Genomic DNA, 17,659 nt, shown 5'->3' with positions numbered 1-17,659 from the left:
GGAGGGTTGGGGAGAGGGGGGAACACCGCCGGTGGACAGGGATCAGCGAAAGCATGCGGCTGGTCGAGAAGCGCGCCGAACCGAACGATCCGCCTCCACCCGCTTGGACGCCCCCCTCCCCTCAGTGATGCCCGGCCATGTGCTGGCCGATGGTGTTGCGGTCGGTTTCCGATGCGAGCGCCACGTAGCCGATCTTGCCCTCGCTCATGACGGCGATGCGGTCGGAGAGCTCCAGGATCTCGTCGAGGTCTTCGGAGACGAGGAGCACGGCCGCGCCGCGGTTGCGCTGGTCCATGATCTGGCCGCGGATCTCGGCGATGGACGCGAAATCGAGGCCGAAGCAGGGGTTGGCGACGACGAGCACGTCCACGTCGGACGAGAGTTCGCGGGCGAGGATCGCGCGCTGGACGTTGCCGCCGGAGAGGTTCTGGATCGGCTCGTCCGGGCCGGGGGTCTTCACCCGATAGGCGGCGATCAGCTCCTTGGCCTTGGCGCGCATGGGGCCGGGCGACAACCAGCCGCGCGACTTGGAGATGGGCGGCTGGTCGAAGGAGCGGAAGGCGAGGTTTTCGGCGACGCTCATCTTCGGCACGGCGGCGTTCTTCAGGGGCTCCTCCGGCAGGCCGAACACCTTGAAGCGGGCCATCTTCTTGCGCTCCGGCTCGTAGGGCTCGTCCTTGACGAAGAGGCGGCCGTCGGTGAGCGGGCGCTGGCCGGAGAGGCACTCGATGAGTTCCGACTGGCCGTTGCCGGAAACGCCGGCGATGCCGACGATCTCGCCCGCATGCACCTTGAGGCTGACCGCCTCCACCGCCGGCAGACCCTCGTCGTCGTCGGCGAAGAGGCCGGCGAGTTCCAAGACCACCGGCTGGTTGGTGAAGGGCTTGCGGGCGGCGCGTTCGCGCAGCTTCATGTCGCCGATCATCATCCGGCTCATCTCGGCGACCGTCAGGTCCTTGGCCGAGGCGCTGCCGACGAAGGCACCCTTGCGCAGCACGGTGACGTCGTCGACGAACTGGGTCACCTCGCGGAACTTGTGGCTGATCATCAGGATGGTGAGGTCGCCCGCCTCGGTCATGCCGCGCAGGAGCCCGAGGATCTCGTCGGCCTCCTGGGGGGTCAGCACGGAGGTCGGCTCGTCGAGGATCAGGAAGCGCTGGTCGAGGTAGAGCTGCTTCAGGATCTCCAGCTTCTGCTTCTCGCCGGCGGCAAGACCCGACACCGGCACGTCCATCGGGACCTTGAAGGGCAGCCGGTCGATCAGCTCGGCGAGGGTCTTCTTCTCCTTCTTCCAGTCGATCACCGCCGGCACGTCGGCCCGCGCGATCACCAGATTCTCCGTGGCGGTGAGCGACGGGACGAGGGTGAAGTGCTGGTAGACCATGCCGATGCCGAGGCTGCGGGCGGCCTTCGGGTTGGGGATCTGCACCTCGGCGCCGTTAACGAACACCTGGCCGCGGGTCGGCTGGTAGAAGCCCATGATGCACTTGACGAGGGTCGACTTGCCGGCGCCGTTCTCGCCGAGAAGGGCGTGGAAGGAGCCGGGGCGGACGTTGATCGACACGGTGTCGAGCGCCGTCATGGCGCCGAAGACCTTGGTCATGCCCTTGGTTTCAAGCCCGATGGCGCGGCTTGGTGCGGCGGCGGGGAGCGCACTCATCACAAGACCTCCAGAAGGGCCGAACTGGTGGCGACGGCGCCGAAGACGCCGCCCTGCATCTTGACCATGTCGATGGCGGCGAGGTGGTTCTCGTGCTTGGTGGCGCCGCAACAGTCCTCCACCAGCAGGCATTCGAAGCCGCGGTCGTTGGCCTCGCGCATGGTGGTGTGAACGCATACGTCGGTGGTGATGCCGGTGAGCACGATGTTTCGGATGCCCTTGAGGCGGAGGATCATCTCCAGGTCCGTGGCGCAGAAGGAGCCCTTGCCCGGCTTGTCGATGATGGTCTCGCCCGGCAGCGGCGCGAGCTCCGGAATGATCTCCCAGCCCGGCTCGCCGCGCACCAGGATGCGCCCCGCCGGCCCCTGGTCGCCGATGCCGGCGCCGATCCGCTGGGAGCGCCAACGCTTGTTGGCCGGCAGGTCGGAGAGGTCCGGCCGATGGCCCTCGCGGGTGTGGATGATGGTGTAGCCCTTGGTCCGCATGGCGGCCATCAGCGCCTGGATGGGGCCGATCGGCGCGCGGGTGAGCGAGAGGTCGTAGCCCATGCAGTCCACGTAGCCGCCGGGGCCGCAGAAGTCGGTCTGCATGTCGATGACCACGAGGGCGGTGTTCTCCGGCCGGAGATCGCCGTCGTAGGGCCAGGGGTAGGGTTCGGAGGCGATGGTGCGGGGCTCGGCCACGAGGGTGGCGGCGATGCGCTCGTCGAGGGAGGTCATGCGGGCCTCCGGGGGGTGAGGGTGGAGGCGAAGAGCCGACCGAGGACGAGGTTCCCCCCCACCCCGGCCCTCCCCCGCAAGGGGAGAGGGAGACGGGTCAGCGCGTTTGAAAGGGCGGCGAGCAGACCGCTACGGGCCACGGACCCGCGACCGACCCCCTCCCCCCTTGCGGGGGAGGGTTGGGGTGGGGGGGAACCGCCCCCCGCCCGCACCCGCTCGCGCAGAACCGGCCGCACCACCAGATCGAAGCCGTGCATGGGTGTCACTCCGCCGCGTCCTTGAGGAGGCTTTCGCCAAAGAGGCGGGTAGGCGCCGGGAAGCCGCAGGGGGTGCCGTCGGTGATCTTGACGGTGTCCTCCCAGGGCAGGCGGTAGGTGCCGGCCACCATGTCCTTCATGAAGGTGTAGGGGCAGTCCATGGCGCCGCCCTTCACGGCCACGTAGCCGCGGTGCCAGAGCTGGTAGGGGTTGTTCTCCACGCCCCAGCCGGCGCGCGCCTCGCGCACGAGGTCCGGGCGGACCTCGGCGGTGATGATCTCGTCCGGCCGGCCGGTGGTGCCGTGGGCGATGACGGTGCCGTCGAAGTCGACGATCATGCCCTCGCCCATGGAATCGAACGTGCCGTCCGAGCCGCACATGCAGACATTGGCGGTCACCATCAGGTTCTGGAAGGCGTTGGCCTGGTTGGTGAAGCGCCAGGACTGGCGGATCGGCGCGGTATAGCCCGCCGTGCGGATCATGATCTCGGCGCCCTTGTAGGCGCACTCGCGGGCCATCTCCGGGAACATGCCGTCGTGGCAGATGATGAGGCCGATCTTGGCGCCCTTCGGCCCTTCGATCACCGGGATGCCGAGGTCGCCCGGCTCCCACGGCTCCACCGGCACCCAGGGGTGGAGCTTGCGGTAGTAGAGCTTGACCTCGCCGGTGTCGTCGATGATGAGGCCGGTGTTCCAGGGATAGCCGTCCGGGTTGTACTCCATGATGGAGAAGCAGCCCCAGATGCGGTTGTCCACGCAGGCCTGCTTCAGCGCGGCGACCTCCGGCCCGTCCATCCGGCACATGATGGCCGGGTTGGTGTCCATGGAGAGGCCGTGGAGCATGTATTCGGGGAAGACCACCAGGTCCATGGTGCCAAGGTTGCGCCGGGCCTTGGCCACCATGGCGACGACCTTCTCGGTCTGCGCCTGGAGGTCGGCCGGGGTGACGACCACCGGCAGCTGCAGCTGCACGAGGCCGATGACGACGCCGTTGTCCGACTTGTTGAGCCCGCCGAGACCGTTCATCGGAATGCCTCCTCTGTCATGCGCATGAGGGGGCGGCCGGCACCGGGGCGGCCGCCCGACCGGATCACTTGGTGATGGAGAGCTCGCCCGGCGCGCCGCGCAGCGACCGCTTGGGCGAGATGGAGAGGATCATGATGACGAGGGTCATCACGTAGGGCGCGGCGTTGAAGAAGTGGTAGCCGCGGCTGATGCCGATGGACTGGAGCGCCGGCCCGAGCGCGCCCGCCGCGCCGAAGAGGAGCGCCGCGCCGAAGCAGGCGAGCGGGTTCCAGCGGGCGAAGATGACGAGCGCCACCGCCATCAGGCCCTGGCCGGAGGAGAGGCCCTCGGTCCACGAGCCCGGGTAGTAGAGCGACAGGAAGGCGCCGCCGACACCGGCGAGGAAGCCGCCCGCCGCAGTGGCGAGGAAGCGCACGAGGTCCACGTTGATGCCGAGGGCGAGCGCCGCCGGGGCGCTGTCGCCGGTGGTGCGGATGACGAGGCCGAGCCGGGTGTTGCGGAAGGCCCACCACATGACGATGGCGAGCAGGATGCCGATCAGGAAGAGCGGGTTGACCTCCAGCGCCTTCTGGACGTTCGGGTCGCTGGACCAGGACCCGAGCTCCACCGAGGAGAGGCGCGGCGCCACCGGCTGGATGTAGCTCTTGCCGAAGAAGAAGGCTAGGCCGGTGCCGAACAGCATGAGGGCGATGCCGATGGCGATGTCGTTGACGCCCTTCAGCTTGCAGATGGCGCCATGGAGGGCACCGAACAGGACGCCGGTGAGGCCGGCGACGAACACGCCGAGCCAGGGGCTGCCGGTCTCGTAGGAGATGGCGTAGGCCGCCATGGCGCCAAACACGAGGGTGCCTTCCAGGCCGAGGTTGATGCGGCCGGACTTCTCGGTGAGGCATTCGCCGAGGGCGACGAACAGGAAGGGCGTGGACACCCGGATGGCCCCCGCCAGCATGGCGAGGAGGACGGTGGAGAGGCCGACGTCGTCCATGAGCGGTCAGGCTCCCTTTGCCTTGAAGATGGAGAAGCGGCCGTAGAGCGTCTCGGAGACGAGGAGCACCAGGAACATCAGGCCCTGCAGCACCTGGACGGTGGCGTCCGGCAGTTCCATGCGCCGCTGGACGAGGCCGCCGGCCGCATCGATGCCGCCGAGGAAGATGGCGACCGGGATGATGGCGAGCGGGTTGTGGCGGGCGAGGAAGCTGACGAGGATGCCGGTGAAGCCGTAGCCGGCGATCAGCGAGGCGTTGGCCTTGCCGTGGATGGCCGCCACCTCGAAGAAGCCGGCGAGCCCGGCGCAAGCCCCGGCGAGCGCCGTCGACACCAGCACCAGCCGGCCGACCGGCAAGCCCTGGGCCATGGCGGCGCGCACGTTGCCGCCGGTGATGCGGGCGGCGAAGCCGAAGGTGGTGCGGTTCATCAGCACCCAGGTGGCGATGCAGGCGATGATGCCGGCCACGAGGCCCCAGTGCACCGAGGTGCCCGGTATGGCGCCGATCATGGTGTCCGGCCCGATCGGCATGGTGGACGGCTTGTTCGGATCGGACGGGTCGCGGAGCGCGCCTTCGACGAAGAAGTTCAGTATGGAGACGGCGATGTAGCTGAGAAGGAGCGACGAGATCGTCTCGTTGATGCCCCTGTAGTGCCGCAGGTAGCCGACGAAGCCGATCCAGATGCCGCCGACCGCCATGGCGGCGATCATCATCATCAGGAGGGTCAGCGGCGCGGGCGACCAGGCGACCATCGGGATGGCGATCACCGCCGCCGCGAAGCCGCCGAGAACGAGCGCGCCCTCGCCGCCGATCACCACCATGCCGAGCCGGGCCGGGATGGCGACGCAGAGGCCGGCGAGGATGAGCGGGGAGGCCCGCACCAGGGTGTTCTGCCAGGAGAAGGACGTGCCGAAGCCGCCGCGCCAGACGAGGCTGTAGAAGTCGATCGGGTTCTTGCCGAGGAAGAGCAGGAAGACCGAGAAGAGCACCGCCGAGGCGGCGAGCGCCAGGAGCGGGATGACGACGTATTCCGCCGAGCGGCGGATCCGGTCGAGGACTTCCGAGAAGGCGAAGGATGGCGCCGGGACGGGGATGTCGGCCATGGGGGTTCCTTCAGTCTGATCCATTTGGGAGGACGGAGGTTCCCCCCTCTCCCTGTCCCTCCCCCACCAGGGGGGAGGGGACGCCTGGAAGAGCCGATTGGCTGACGCGGCCGCCGTCTCAACCGCCGGAACCGCAGGGGGTCCCCCTCTCCCCTTGTGGGAGAGGGTTGGGGAGAGGGGTCGCCCCCACCCGTCAGGTGATCGAGCCGACGACGCCTTCGATCAGGTAGTCGGTGCCGTTCAGCTCCGGCGCGTAGTTGTCGAGCGAGGCGCCCTCGGCGACGAGGACGGAGCCGTCCTGCTTCTTCAGGGGGCCGACGAAGATCGGCTTGCCGGCCTTGACGTCCGCGCGGGCCGTGTCGGCGGCGGCGATCGCCTCCGGGGTGGCGGCGGCGCCGTAGGGGGTGTTCTGGACGAAGTCCAGGTCGAAGCCGCCGCCGATGAAGTTCGGCAGCGCCTCGCCGGCGGCGAGCTTGGCGGCGTAGTCCTTGTAGATGGTCTCCCACTTGTACTCGGCGCCGGTGATGAAGCCCTTCGGGGCGAGCGGCGCCTGGGAGGCGTTGTGGCCGCAGCTCATGACGCCGCGTCCCTCGGCGGTCTCGATCACCACCTTCGGGCCGTCCACGTGGCAGGTGAGCACGTCGCAGCCGGCGTCGACGAGGGCGTTGGCGGCCTCGGCCTCGCGCACGGGCATGGACCACTCGCCGGTGAAGATCACCTGGACGGTCGCGGCCGGGTTCACCTTCTTCACGCCCATGGCGAAGGAGTTGATGTTGCGCAGCACCGTGCCGATCGGCTTGGCGGCGACGAAGCCGAGCTTGTTGGTCTTGGTGCAGAGGCCGGCCGCGATGCCGTCCACATAGTGGGCCTGGTCGAGCTGGCCGAAGTAGGAGCCGGCGTTGGTCGGGTCGCCGTCCACCCAGAGCGGGGCGGCGTGGCGGAACTGCACGTCCGGGTACTTCTTGGCCATGTCGACCATGAAGGGATTGTAGTAGCCGAACGAGGTGGCGAAGATCAGGTTGGCGCCGTCGAGGCTGATCATGGACTCCATCGACTGGGCGACGGAGATCGTCTCGGGCACGTTCTCCTCTTCCACCACCGTCACGTCCGGCACTTCCTTCAGGGCGGCGGCGGCGACCGCGTGGGCCTGGTTCCAGCCGAAGTCGTCGCGCGGGCCGACGTAGAGGATGCCGATGGTCAGACCGGCGGCGCGGGCCGGCAGGGACATGAGGCCCGAGCCGAGCGCCAGAGCGCCGGCACCGGTGCCCTTCAAGAGCGCGCGGCGGTTGATCATGGAATGCAGCATGAAGTCTCCCCCTGTTGCGGTCTTCGGGGCGACGTGCGGCCCGTGACCCGATCCTTCAGGCGGATGTGAGCAATGCGCGTGCCAGCGCCGGTCGGGCCGGCGCGGAGATGTGAAAATGAAGAGGGAGCGACCGGTTAGCCGGGAACCCGAAGGCGCCGGTTGAGCGAGGGGCCGGATCGAGGCCGAAAGGATTGCATGCAATCCACCATCAGTCGCCTATATCTTAGGCAGATTTGGTCGAACAGGTGCGCTCGGGCCTGCGTGCCGGACGGGCAGTCTGCGAAGACCATCGCCCGCCGCCTTCAGTAGATGCTGCGGCCACCGATGGTCAGCAGGCTGCGCATGTCGTCGTCGTCGTCCATCCAGCGGCGGAGCGCGTTGACGGTGACCATGCGGTCGCGGTCCCCTGCCCCGCCCAGGTGCTCGTAGGGATCGAACGGATCGCCGAGGTGGGAGATCACCGAGAAGGCGCCGGAGAAATCCTCCTGGGCGGTGTAGACGCTCGGCGTCACGACGGTTCGAAGACCCGCCGCCGTGGCGGCCTTCAGGCCGTTGAGGCTGTCCTCGAAGGCGAGGCAGTTGCGCGCCGGCAGGCCAAGCGCCTCCAGGGCCATCAGGTAGATGTCGGGCGCAGGTTTGCGGGCCTGCACATCGTCGCCGCCGACGATGGCGTCGAAACGGTCGAGGCCGGCATAGTCCAGGTTGGCGATGATGAGGGATTCCACGTTGGGAATGCCCGTGGTGGTGGCGATGGCAAGCTTCAGGCCGCGGCTCGTCGCCTCCTCCAGCAGGCGCTCGACACCCGGGCGGAACGGGCAGTTGCGCTCGTCCACCAGACGGTTGAATCGCTGGGTCTTGAGGGCGTGGATCTCCTGCAGGCGGCCGAGGGCCTCAGGACCGCCCGGCGGATCGTAGGTCTCCACATAATGGGTGATCCGCTCGCGGCCGCCGCTGACGGCGAGCAGTTTGCGGTAGAGCACCTGGTCCCACACCCAGCCGAGCCCGGCCGCCTTGAAGGCCTCGTTGAAGGCGGTGCGGTGGACCTCCTCGGTTTCGGCCAGCGTGCCGTCCACGTCGAAGATGAGGGCCTTCAGCCCGCGCATGCCCTGCCCTCGCATTCATCACGCATAGGAATTCGCCCTTTCCGGTGCCCGCCGGACACCGCCGCCGACCGACGAACGGCCGGTCAGCCTCGGCGGGTCAGCCTCGACCGGCTTCGGCCGCGCCGTGGAGCGCCGCCATGGCGTCGACAAGACCGCTGAAGTCGGCGATCACCCAGTCGGCGCCGAGGTCGGCGGGCGCGACGTCAGTATAGCCATATTCCACCGCGATCACACGCACCCCCGCGGCCTTGGCGGCTGCGACATCGGCGGCACTGTCGCCGACCATCAGCGCATCGGCCGGGGCGACGCCGAGAAGGTCGAGGGCGGCGAGGAGAAGGGCCGGATCCGGCTTGCGCGGCGGCCCGAAATCGCCGCCGACGACCACCGGAAGGAGGTCGGCAAGGCCGAAGGCGGCGATGATCTCGCGGGAGATGGCGGTGGGCTTGTTGGTGCAGACGGCGAGTCTGCAGCCGTCTGCGGCCAGTTGGCGCAGGACGGTTTCCACGTGCGGGAAGAGCACGGTGTCGCGCATGGCGCGGGGTTCGTAGAGCGCCAGATAGCGGGCGACGGCGACCTTCAGGTCGTCCGGCGCCGGGTGCTGGCCGTGGGCCGCGAAGGCGCGCTCCACGAGGCCGGCGACGCCCTTGCCGATCATCCGCCGGGCGGCTTCGTGGCTGTGCGGCGGCAGGTCGTGTTCGACCATCAGGTCCGCGAGCGCGTCGGCGATGTCCGGCAGGCTGTCGACCAGGGTGCCGTCGAGGTCGAAGACGACGGCAGCGGGGCGCAGCGGGGTCGTCGGGCTCATCGGGGCGCCCCGGCGGCGCGGAGCGCGGCGATGTTGGCCGCGTAGGCGGCCTCGGTGCCGCCCCGGAACACGGCGGTGCCGGCGACGAGCACGTCCGCCCCGGCGGCGACGAGGGCCGGCGCGGTGTCGGGCGTGACGCCGCCGTCGATCTCGAGGCGGACCGGCCGGTCGCCGATCATGGCCTTCACCCGCCGCACCTTCTCCACCACGCCCGGAATGAAGGCCTGGCCGCCGAAGCCGGGGTTCACCGTCATCAGGAGGACGAGGTCCACGTCGTCGAGGAGGTATTGGAGGCTGGTCTCCGGCGTTGCCGGGTTGAGCACGATGCCGGACTGCCGGCCGAGGCCGCGGATCGCCTGCAGGGTCCGGTGCACGTGCCGGCCGGCCTCCACGTGGACGGAGATGAGGTCGGCGCCCGCATCGGCGAAGGCGGCCAGGAAGGGATCGACCGGCTCGATCATCAGGTGCACGTCGAACAGCTTCGTGGTGTGCGGGCGCATCGCCTTGATGATGGGCGGACCGAAGGTGATGTTCGGCACGAAATGGCCGTCCATCACGTCGAGGTGGATCCAGTCGGCGCCGGCCCGGTCGATGGCGCCGAGTTCATCGGCGAGCCGGGAGAAATCGGACGACAGCATGGACGGGGCAATCAGGAGGGACATCGGCGGCAGGCTCCGGGACGCGGCGTTCGGCCGGACCGCCGCGCGCCGACCGGCGCCGGGCGGCGGACCCGGCGGCGCACTCCTACACGGATACGGCCCCGATGGCGACCCATCGAGGCCGTGCGGGTGCCACGGATGGCGAGGGGCGGACAACCGGATCGCGCCCGACCCCTCCGGCGTTCCGGACCGCGGGTCAGATGTTCTCGCGGTCGCCGCCGCCAGCTTCGCACTTCCAGCGGATGATCTTGTATTTCGGATGGTTGGAGGACCATGCGGCGATGTGAGGCTGCGCCCAGAACATGCATTGGCTCACGCTTCCGGCGTCGACCGCCGGAATGGCGCGCTGTTCGCAGGCCGTCGGGTTGGACAGGAGGCAGATGGTCAGCACGATCTCGATAGCGCTCATGGGCATGTCCTCTTTCGGGGCCCTGTTCTTCTCGCCGGGCGAGGATAACACCCGCCGCTCTTGCCCCAACACCTTTCATACAGACGGAGTTCACGACCGGATCATGCGTGATGCGCCATGGTCTCGCGATCGGAGCGTGATCCGGTTGCCTTGAGCCGGCGTAACGGTCTGGCATGCCCTTGAGGAGGGGACGATGGCGACGACCAAGATCGACCGCCCGCCGTGTCCGAGCGGCCGCCCCGCGCGGACCGGACGGACCTGGACGCCTCTGGCGATCGCGCTTTGCGCGGTCGTCGCCTTTTCCGCCACGATGGTCGCCGCACCGCCCGCCGCGCACGCGGTGTTCAGCGGCGACATGAGCCCGCGCGCGCCCTCCGGCGATCCCGACTACGCGGCCGGCATGGCGGCGTGGGAGAAGGAGGACTGGGCCGGCGTGGTGACGCACATGGCGCAGGTCGTCAGCAAGCGGCCTCACCACGACAACGCCTGGGCCCGCCTCGGCTTCGCCCACCGCAAGCTGAAGCGGTTCGAAGCCTCGCTGACCGCCTACGGCCGGGCACTCTCCATCAACCCGCACAACCGCGCGGCGCTGGAATACATGGGTGAGGCCTATGTGGAGCTCGGACGCTACGTGGAAGCGGTGGAGGTGCTGGACCGGCTGGGCACGGAATGCAAGCGGGTGGAGCTGACCTTCTCGGACGGCGACTTCGGCAACGGCTGCAAGGAATTCACCGCGCTCCGGACGCTGATCGAACTGGTCGGCGGGGACACCTCCACCGTCGTCCGCAGCTGGGACTGAGCGGGGCAGGCTTCGGCCGGCGCCTCAGTCGATGCCCGGGACGGTGGGCAGGAAGCTGGTGCCGCGGCGGATCCAGAAATCGCGGAGCGCGGCGGCGGCCGGCAGCAGGCGCTTGTCGGCCCGGCGCACCATGAACCACTGGCGGCGGATCGGCAGGCCGACCACGTCGAGGATGGCGAGGCGCCCGATCTCCACCTCGGTGGCGATGGTGTGCGACGAGATGAAGGCGATGCCGAGCCCGGCCATCACGGCCTGCTTGATGGTCTCATTGGAGCTGACCTCGATGGCGTTCGGCGGCGCCGTCTGGCAGACGTCCAGCATATAGCCCTCGAACGAGGTGCGGGTGCCGGAACCGTTCTCGCGGACGAGGAAGGTCTCCGTCATCAGGTCCATGGGCTGGATCTGGGTGGCGCCGACGAGCGGGTGATCCGGCGGCGCGATGATGACCAGCGGATGATCGCCGATCGCCCAGGACTCCACCTCCAGCTCGCGCGGGGGCCGGCCCATGATGGCGAGGTCGATCTCGTAGCTCCGGAGCGCGGCGACCATGTCCTCCCGGTTGCCGACGAAGAGGCGGATGTCGACCCGCGGCCGTTCCTTGCGGAAGGCCGCGATGGCGCGGGGGGCGAAATACTTGGCGGTGGAGACGGCGCCCATGGTGACCTTGCCGGCACCGGCGTCCTTCAGCTCGGCAAGCGCATGGCCGCACTCGGAGAGAAGCGACTCGATCCGCATCAAGGTGGTGGCGATCTCCTCGCCGGCGGCGGTGGGCTTGAAGCGATCGCTGACCCGCTCGATCAGCGGCAGGCCGACGAGATCCTCGAGGGCCTTGACCTGGGCGGTGATGGCGGGCGGGGTGACGTTGAGTTCGTTGGCGGCGGCAGTGACGGTGCCGGTCCGGATCACAGCGGCAAGGGACCGGAGCTGCTTCAACGTCGTGTGCCGCATGGCGGCCATCTCCTCGAAAATCAAACGCAATTCCGCGGTCGCCGCCCCTGCGACACAGCCGGACTTTAGCTTTTTTGAATGGTAACGCAAAACAATTAAATTTCTATGGCCCTCTTGCGTGTCCTATGCTCCTATGTTGGTCCTGTCGTGCGACGCACAGCGGGGTCGACAGACGTGCGGTCCCGGTGCTTGATCGGCCCATCAGAGATGGGCAGAGGAGAACGGGACCATGGCGAGCCAAGACAGCCTGGAAGTGTTTCTGGAGGGGTACGCGGGCGGTGATCCGCTGCGAACCGCCGTGGCGCGCGCGGTGGCGGGAATCGCCAAGGCCGGCGCGGCTCTGGGAGCGCTGGTGGCTGAGGGTCCGCACGGCACCGACCACGCTTCCGTGGTGGGCGACAACTCCGGCGGCGACGCCCAGAAGGCGCTCGACGTGAAGGCCCACGACCTGGTGGTGGAGAACCTCCGCGGCACCGGCGTCGCCCTGGTCGGATCGGAGGAGGCCGACGAGGCCGAGACCCTCGACCCGGACGGCCTCGTGATCGTGGCGACGGACCCGCTGGACGGCTCGTCCAACATCGAGACCAACGTGTCGGTCGGTACCATCTTCTCGGTGCTGCCCATGGTGGCCGACGGCAACCCCTTCCTGCAGCCCGGCAACCGGCAGCTTGCCGCCGGCTATGTGATCTACGGCCCGCACACGGACATCGTGCTGACCCTCGGCACCGGCGTGGAGGTGTTCACCCTGGACCGGGCAGACAACACCTTCTATGTGCGCAACCCGCACGCGGCCATTCCGGAGGAGACCAAGGAGTTCGCCGTCAACGCCTCAAACTACCGCTTCTGGTCGCCCGGCTTCCGGCACTATGTGGACGATCTCCTGGCCGGCGCCGACGGCCCGCGGGAGAAGGACTTCAACATGCGCTGGGTGGCCTCGCTGGTGGCCGACACCAGCCGCATCCTCGCCCGCGGCGGCGTGTTCCTCTACCCGGGCGACAGCCGGAAGGGCTACACCAACGGCCGCATTCGCCTGACCTACGAGGCCAACCCGATCGCCTTCCTGGTGGAGCAGGCCGGCGGCCGCGCCTCCACGGGCCGCGAGCGGATCATGGACGTAGTGCCGACCGATCTGCACCAGCGCACGCCGATCATCTTCGGCGCCTCCAAGGAGGTGCAGCGGGTGGAGCAGTACGAGGCGGACCCGGATGCGCTCGGCGAGCGCTCGCCGCTGTTCGGCTACCGCGGCCTGTTCCGCGCCTGATCCGTCGCGACGGGGTTGCGGCGACCGGGCACGCGCGGGGAAGGACCGGGTCGTGCTAGGATACCGCCATCGCCGACCGTGGGCCGTGCGCTCCGATCCGGGGGGATTCGGGCGGGCCGCCCGGGCGGCCGGTCAAGCGCCGACGGCTCCCGCCAGAGGAGCACGCGGCGCGCGGGGGAAGCGAGACGCGCCACGGCGGACCCGGTGACGGGGCCGGCCGGGCGTGCTGGGGGAAGAAGGTCCATTCATGTCCGAACGCCATCCGATCATCGCCGTCACCGGCTCGTCCGGGGCCGGCACGACCTCGGTGCGCCACACGTTCGAACGCATCTTCCGGCGCGAGGGCATCAAGGCCGCCTATATCGAGGGCGATGCGTTCCATCGCTACGACCGCGACGCCATGAAGGCCAAGGCCAACGACGAGATGGCCAAGGGAAACGCCACCTTCAGCCACTTCGGGCCGGACGCCAACCAGCTGGACCTTCTGGAGCACACCTTCCGCACCTACGCGGAGAACGGCAGCGGCCAGACGCGCAACTACATCCACGACCACGAGGAGGAGCGGCTGTTCAAGGCGCCGGTCGGCACCTTCACGCCGTGGGAGCCCTTCCCGGACGGGACGGACCTGCTCTTCTACGAGGGTCTGCACGGCGCGCTCGTCACCGGCGACATCAACATCTGCCAGCACGTGGACCTGCGGGTCGGCGTGGTGCCGGTCATCAACCTGGAATGGATCCAGAAGATCCACCGGGACCGGGACACGCGCGGCTATTCCACCGAGGCGGTGACGGACGTGATCCTGCGCCGCATGCACGACTACGTGCACTACATCTGCCCGCAGTTCACCGAGACGGACATCAATTTCCAGCGGGTGCCGACGGTGGACACCTCCAACCCGTTCGTGGCCAGGTGGATCCCGACCGCGGACGAGAGCATGGTGGTGATCCGCTTCCGCAACCCGCGCGGCATCGACTTCCCCTACCTGCTCTCCATGATCCACGACAGCTTCATGTCGCGCGCCAACTCCATCGTGGTGCCGGGCTCCAAGATGGAACTCGCCATGCAGTTGATCCTGACGCCGAAGATCATGCGGCTGATGGAGCGCAAGAAGCGGATCTGAGCGCCAAGCAGCGCCCGGCGCGTCCGCGCCGGGGCGAGGCCACGTCCCCTCCTCGATCTCGCCGGATCAGCGGCGGCCGATGACGCTGCCGACGAAGCCGCCGATGGCGCCGCCGATCAGGGCACCGCTGAAGGCGTCGTTGCCTGAACTCTGCTTGCGCTGCTGCTTCTGCGGCCGGTGCTGGGCGCGGGCCGCGGCGGCGCGCTGCTGATCCGCCAGCCACACCGGGTAGCGCTCCTCCGACATGACGCGAAGGGCGATCAGCTGCTGCTGGGTCATGTAGCGGGTGGGAGCGGCGCCGTTGCTGACCTGCCAGTTGTAGATGGCATCGCGCGTGCGGTTGCCGAAGGCACCGTCGACGCCGCCGGTGCCGAAGTTGAGGCTGGTGAGCCGGCCCTGGATCTCGCGCCGGATCTCCCTTGTGAAGGCCGCCTCGGTGTTGGGATCGCCGGGCTGCGACAGGTCGAACAGGCTGCGCTGGGCCGGCATGCCCGGTTGCGGGGCCGCGAGCGCCGGGTCCACGCCGGCGACCACCGGACCGGTGCCGGGCTGCGGCTGGCCGTAGGGGTTGGGCTGCTGCAGCGGCGCGGTCTGGAACATGGGCGCCTGCCCGGCCTGGGGCGAGCCGGCGAAGGGCACGGGCATGACGGCGGGCGGCGGCAGCGTCGCGGCCGGTTCGGCGACGACGGCGGCGGCGGCGGGATCCTCCTTCGCCTTCAGCTTGCCGAGACGGAAGCGCGCGGCCCCCACGTAGCGGCCGTAAGGATGGAGGTCCAGGTAGTACTGGAGGTCGGCGGGATCGTCGGAGCCCTGCACCATCTCCCAGAGCGCGTCCTCGCCGGCAAGGTCCGGGCCGGAGGGCGGAGTCGGGACCGGCTGGACATAGACGGTGCCGGGCGCGACGGCCGGCGGGGCGCCGGGCGCCACGGCCTGGGGCGCCGCCACGGCGACCTGCACCTCGGCGGCCGGGCGCATCTGGAAGCGCTGGCGCAGCGACTGCACCACGGACGGGACCTGGGCGTTGTTGGTGGCGGTGGCGACGTCGGCCGTCACCTCCGACATCATGTCGCCGAAGCTGACGCCCGGCGCATCCATGTGCTTCAAAAGCGCGTTGGTGAAGGGACTGTTGTCGCCGGTGCCGTCGCTCGCCGTGTTGCCGGGTTCGGTGGAATAGGCGATCAGCCGGTTGATGCCCGGGTCGAGCCGGGCGAGGCCGCGCCCGACCGCCACGCTGCGCTTGCCCATGCTGCGCTGCAGTTCGGCCACGAAGGGGTTGTTGCGGCAGGCATCCAGGATGACGATCTTGATGTTGGCCTTGTCGTCCATCGGCTTCAGGAAGTCGTCGACCCGGATGGCGGCCGCGCCGTAGTTGACGTCGTCCTCCTCGGCGATCTCGGCGTTGACCGCGAGGAGATAGTTCACGTTGTCGAGCTGGATGCCATGGCCGGCGTAGTAGAAGAGGCCGACGTCCGCGTCATCGAGCCGGCTGGCGAATTCGCGGATGGCCTTCTTCATGGCGGTGTCGTTGGCGTCGATCGCCTCCACCGTGTCGAAGCCGAGGGTGCGCAGCTTGGTGGCCACCGCCCGCGCGTCGTTGGCCGGATTGGCGAGCGCCGCGATGCCCGTGTAGGCGCCGTTGCCAATGACGAGCGCCACCCGCTTCTCCACCGGCGTGTTGGCGAACGCCGCGGTGGCGCCCGAGACCAGAAGAAGAAGGCCGAAAAGCCACGACAAGCCGTGTAATGAGCGGGCGACCATGGGTGCCTCATCCAGCAAGAAGGTAGCAGCGTCAGAGTACCAACTAGGATTGCAGTAAACAACAGGAATGACTGTGACAGACGTCACAATTCACGATCATCGTTAGACAGGTGTTGATCGGAATCCGGCAGCGCGGATGACACGAGGGGGGCCGAGAAATGCTGATCCGGCAAGCGGCTTGCCAGCTTGTGCATGAAAGAACGGTGAGCCGGCGTCGTTAATGTTAATCAATGAATGTCAGCAGCGCCGCCCGTCCTGCATGCATCGGGGCGGAATTTCGTGCCTCAATCAGCCCAAAGGCGTAGATCAAGACGTCACATTTCTGGGTATTTCATAGCCCGACTGCTTCCGCGCCGGTCCGCATCCGCCTCCCTCCCCTCCCTCGGTGGGCGGCCGGCCCAACGAGAGGATGACAGATGGCCCGAATTACGCTTCGCCAGTTGCTGGATGATGCGGCCGAGTACGGATACGGCGTACCGGCCTTCAACATCAACAACATGGAACAGGGTCTGGCGATCCTCGAAGCCGCTGCCGCGACCGACTCGCCGGTGATCATCCAGGCAAGCCGTGGCGCGCGCGCCTATGCGAACGACATCGTGCTCGCCAAGCTGATCGACGGGCTTGTGGAGCTGCATCCGGACATTCCGATCTGCATGCACCTCGACCATGGCAACAACGAAGCCACCTGCGTGACCGCCATCCAGAACGGCTTCACGTCCGTGATGATGGACGGCTCCCTGAAGGAGGACGGCAAGACGCCGGGCGACTACGCCTACAACGCCGGCATCACCCGCCGGGTGGTGGACATGGCCCACTGGGGCGGCGTTTCGGTGGAAGGCGAGATCGGCGTGCTCGGCTCGCTGGAGTCCGGCATGGGCGAGAAGGAGGACGGCCACGGCTTCGAGGGCGTGCTCTCCCACGACCAGCTGCTGACCGACCCGGAGCAGGCGGTGCAGTTCGTCAAGGACACCAAGGTGGACGCGCTCGCGGTCGCCATGGGCACCAGCCACGGCGCCTACAAGTTCACCCGCAAGCCGGATGGCGAGGTTCTCGCCATGAACGTGATCGAGGAGATCCACCGCCGCCTGCCGACGACGCATCTCGTCATGCACGGCTCCTCGTCCGTGCCGGAGGACCTGCAGGAGATCATCAATCGCTACGGCGGCGAGATGAAGCCCACCTGGGGCGTGCCGGTGGAGGAGATCCAGCGGGGCATCAAGCACGGCGTGCGCAAGATCAACATCGACACCGACAACCGGATGGCGATGACCGGCGCGATCCGTAAGATCTTCGCCGAGAACCCGAGCGAGTTCGATCCGCGCAAGTACCTGAAGCCCGCCATGGAAGCCATGCGCAAGCTCTGCATCCAGCGCTTCGAGGAATTCGGCACCGCGGGCAACGCCGCGCGCATCAAGCCGATCCCGCTCGCCGAGATGGCCAAGCGCTACAAGAGCGGCAGCCTGGACCAGAAGATCAACTGAGGAAGAGGTCGGCGGCGGTCCACGTGGCCTTCGACAGAAGGCATGTGGGGCGCCGCTGCCTCTTTGCGTGAGACGTCACCCCGGCGAAAGCCGGGGTCCAACCCACGTCGGGCTCGGTGTGAACGGCGCGGGTGACGCTTGCGTCGGCTGGATCCCGGCTTTCGCCGGGATGACGATCGACGGCGGGTGGGGACGGCCGGCGTTTGCTTGCCAGAGGTGTCCATGAATAAACGCCGTCATCAACTCAGTTCTGCAGGTTC

At 68.5% G+C, this 17,659-nt stretch carries 16 protein-coding genes; 4 read left to right on the top strand and 12 right to left on the bottom strand.

Annotated elements, in window-relative coordinates; translation table 11 throughout:
• Positions 1-121: 121 nt before the first annotated feature.
• The 10 genes from BUQ68_RS08450 to BUQ68_RS08405 form a co-directional block, all read right to left on the bottom strand.
• Positions 122-1,660, bottom strand: coding sequence for an ABC transporter ATP-binding protein (locus BUQ68_RS08450; RefSeq protein ID WP_075215533.1), 1,539 nt, complete (start codon positions 1,658-1,660; stop codon positions 122-124).
• Entirely contained in the window at positions 1,660-2,379 is a 720-nt protein-coding gene (biuH, locus tag BUQ68_RS08445) for a biuret amidohydrolase (RefSeq protein ID WP_075215532.1), read from the bottom strand. The genes BUQ68_RS08450 and biuH overlap by 1 nt, the downstream gene beginning before the upstream one ends.
• Before the next feature lie 262 nt (positions 2,380-2,641).
• Positions 2,642-3,661, bottom strand: coding sequence for a formamidase (locus BUQ68_RS08440; RefSeq protein ID WP_075215531.1), 1,020 nt, complete (start codon positions 3,659-3,661; stop codon positions 2,642-2,644).
• Between the two features lie 64 nt (positions 3,662-3,725).
• On the bottom strand, positions 3,726-4,646 hold the full coding sequence (locus BUQ68_RS08435; RefSeq protein ID WP_075215530.1) for an ABC transporter permease: 921 nt from the start codon (positions 4,644-4,646) through the stop codon (positions 3,726-3,728).
• Between the two features lie 6 nt (positions 4,647-4,652).
• Positions 4,653-5,750: an ABC transporter permease gene (locus BUQ68_RS08430; RefSeq protein WP_075215529.1), complete on the bottom strand. Its 1,098-nt coding sequence runs from the start codon at positions 5,748-5,750 to the stop codon at positions 4,653-4,655.
• Between the two features lie 193 nt (positions 5,751-5,943).
• Entirely contained in the window at positions 5,944-7,056 is a 1,113-nt protein-coding gene (locus BUQ68_RS08425; RefSeq protein WP_075215528.1) for a BMP family ABC transporter substrate-binding protein, read from the bottom strand.
• A gap of 302 nt (positions 7,057-7,358) precedes the next feature.
• Positions 7,359-8,159, bottom strand: a complete 801-nt coding sequence (locus BUQ68_RS08420; protein WP_075215527.1) for an HAD-IA family hydrolase — start codon at positions 8,157-8,159, stop codon at positions 7,359-7,361.
• A 97-nt stretch (positions 8,160-8,256) separates the two neighbouring features.
• Positions 8,257-8,964, bottom strand: coding sequence for a phosphoglycolate phosphatase (gph, locus tag BUQ68_RS08415; RefSeq protein WP_075215526.1), 708 nt, complete (start codon positions 8,962-8,964; stop codon positions 8,257-8,259).
• Complete coding sequence (gene rpe / locus BUQ68_RS08410) at positions 8,961-9,626, bottom strand: ribulose-phosphate 3-epimerase (RefSeq protein ID WP_075215525.1); 666 nt, start codon at positions 9,624-9,626, stop codon at positions 8,961-8,963. Before rpe ends, gph begins: the two co-directional genes overlap by 4 nt.
• 193 nt (positions 9,627-9,819) lie before the next feature.
• Entirely contained in the window at positions 9,820-10,032 is a 213-nt protein-coding gene (locus BUQ68_RS08405; protein WP_075215524.1) for a hypothetical protein, read from the bottom strand.
• 193 nt (positions 10,033-10,225) lie between these two features.
• On the opposite strand from BUQ68_RS08405, the gene BUQ68_RS08400 reads away from it, so the two are divergent.
• Positions 10,226-10,831 (top strand): tetratricopeptide repeat protein, encoded by a 606-nt coding sequence (locus BUQ68_RS08400; RefSeq protein ID WP_075215523.1) that lies wholly within the window; start codon positions 10,226-10,228, stop codon positions 10,829-10,831.
• A 24-nt stretch (positions 10,832-10,855) separates the two neighbouring features.
• On the opposite strand, the gene BUQ68_RS08395 is transcribed toward BUQ68_RS08400, so the two are convergent.
• Positions 10,856-11,779: a LysR family transcriptional regulator gene (locus BUQ68_RS08395; protein WP_075215811.1), complete on the bottom strand. Its 924-nt coding sequence runs from the start codon at positions 11,777-11,779 to the stop codon at positions 10,856-10,858.
• 229 nt (positions 11,780-12,008) lie between these two features.
• Between BUQ68_RS08395 and BUQ68_RS08390 the strand changes: the two genes are divergently transcribed.
• Together BUQ68_RS08390 and BUQ68_RS08385 are read left to right on the top strand one after the other, a co-directional pair.
• On the top strand, positions 12,009-13,040 hold the full coding sequence (locus BUQ68_RS08390) for a class 1 fructose-bisphosphatase (protein ID WP_075215522.1): 1,032 nt from the start codon (positions 12,009-12,011) through the stop codon (positions 13,038-13,040).
• Positions 13,041-13,287: 247 nt separating this feature from the next.
• Positions 13,288-14,160 carry a phosphoribulokinase gene (locus BUQ68_RS08385; protein WP_075215521.1) on the top strand — a complete coding sequence of 291 codons (873 nt, stop codon included), beginning with the start codon at positions 13,288-13,290 and terminating at the stop codon, positions 14,158-14,160.
• Positions 14,161-14,226: 66 nt separating this feature from the next.
• On the opposite strand, the gene BUQ68_RS08380 is transcribed toward BUQ68_RS08385, so the two are convergent.
• Positions 14,227-15,918, bottom strand: coding sequence for a caspase family protein (locus BUQ68_RS08380; RefSeq protein ID WP_083656408.1), 1,692 nt, complete (start codon positions 15,916-15,918; stop codon positions 14,227-14,229).
• A 416-nt stretch (positions 15,919-16,334) separates the two neighbouring features.
• On the opposite strand from BUQ68_RS08380, the gene fba reads away from it, so the two are divergent.
• Positions 16,335-17,399: a class II fructose-bisphosphate aldolase gene (gene fba / locus BUQ68_RS08375; protein ID WP_075215519.1), complete on the top strand. Its 1,065-nt coding sequence runs from the start codon at positions 16,335-16,337 to the stop codon at positions 17,397-17,399.
• The last annotated feature ends 260 nt before the right edge of the window (positions 17,400-17,659 follow it).

Source organism: Mongoliimonas terrestris (assembly GCF_001927285.1).
In the GTDB taxonomy this organism is placed as follows: Bacteria; Pseudomonadota; Alphaproteobacteria; order Rhizobiales; family Pleomorphomonadaceae; genus Chthonobacter; species Chthonobacter terrestris.
This window is presented reverse-complemented; position numbering and strand designations above follow the sequence as displayed.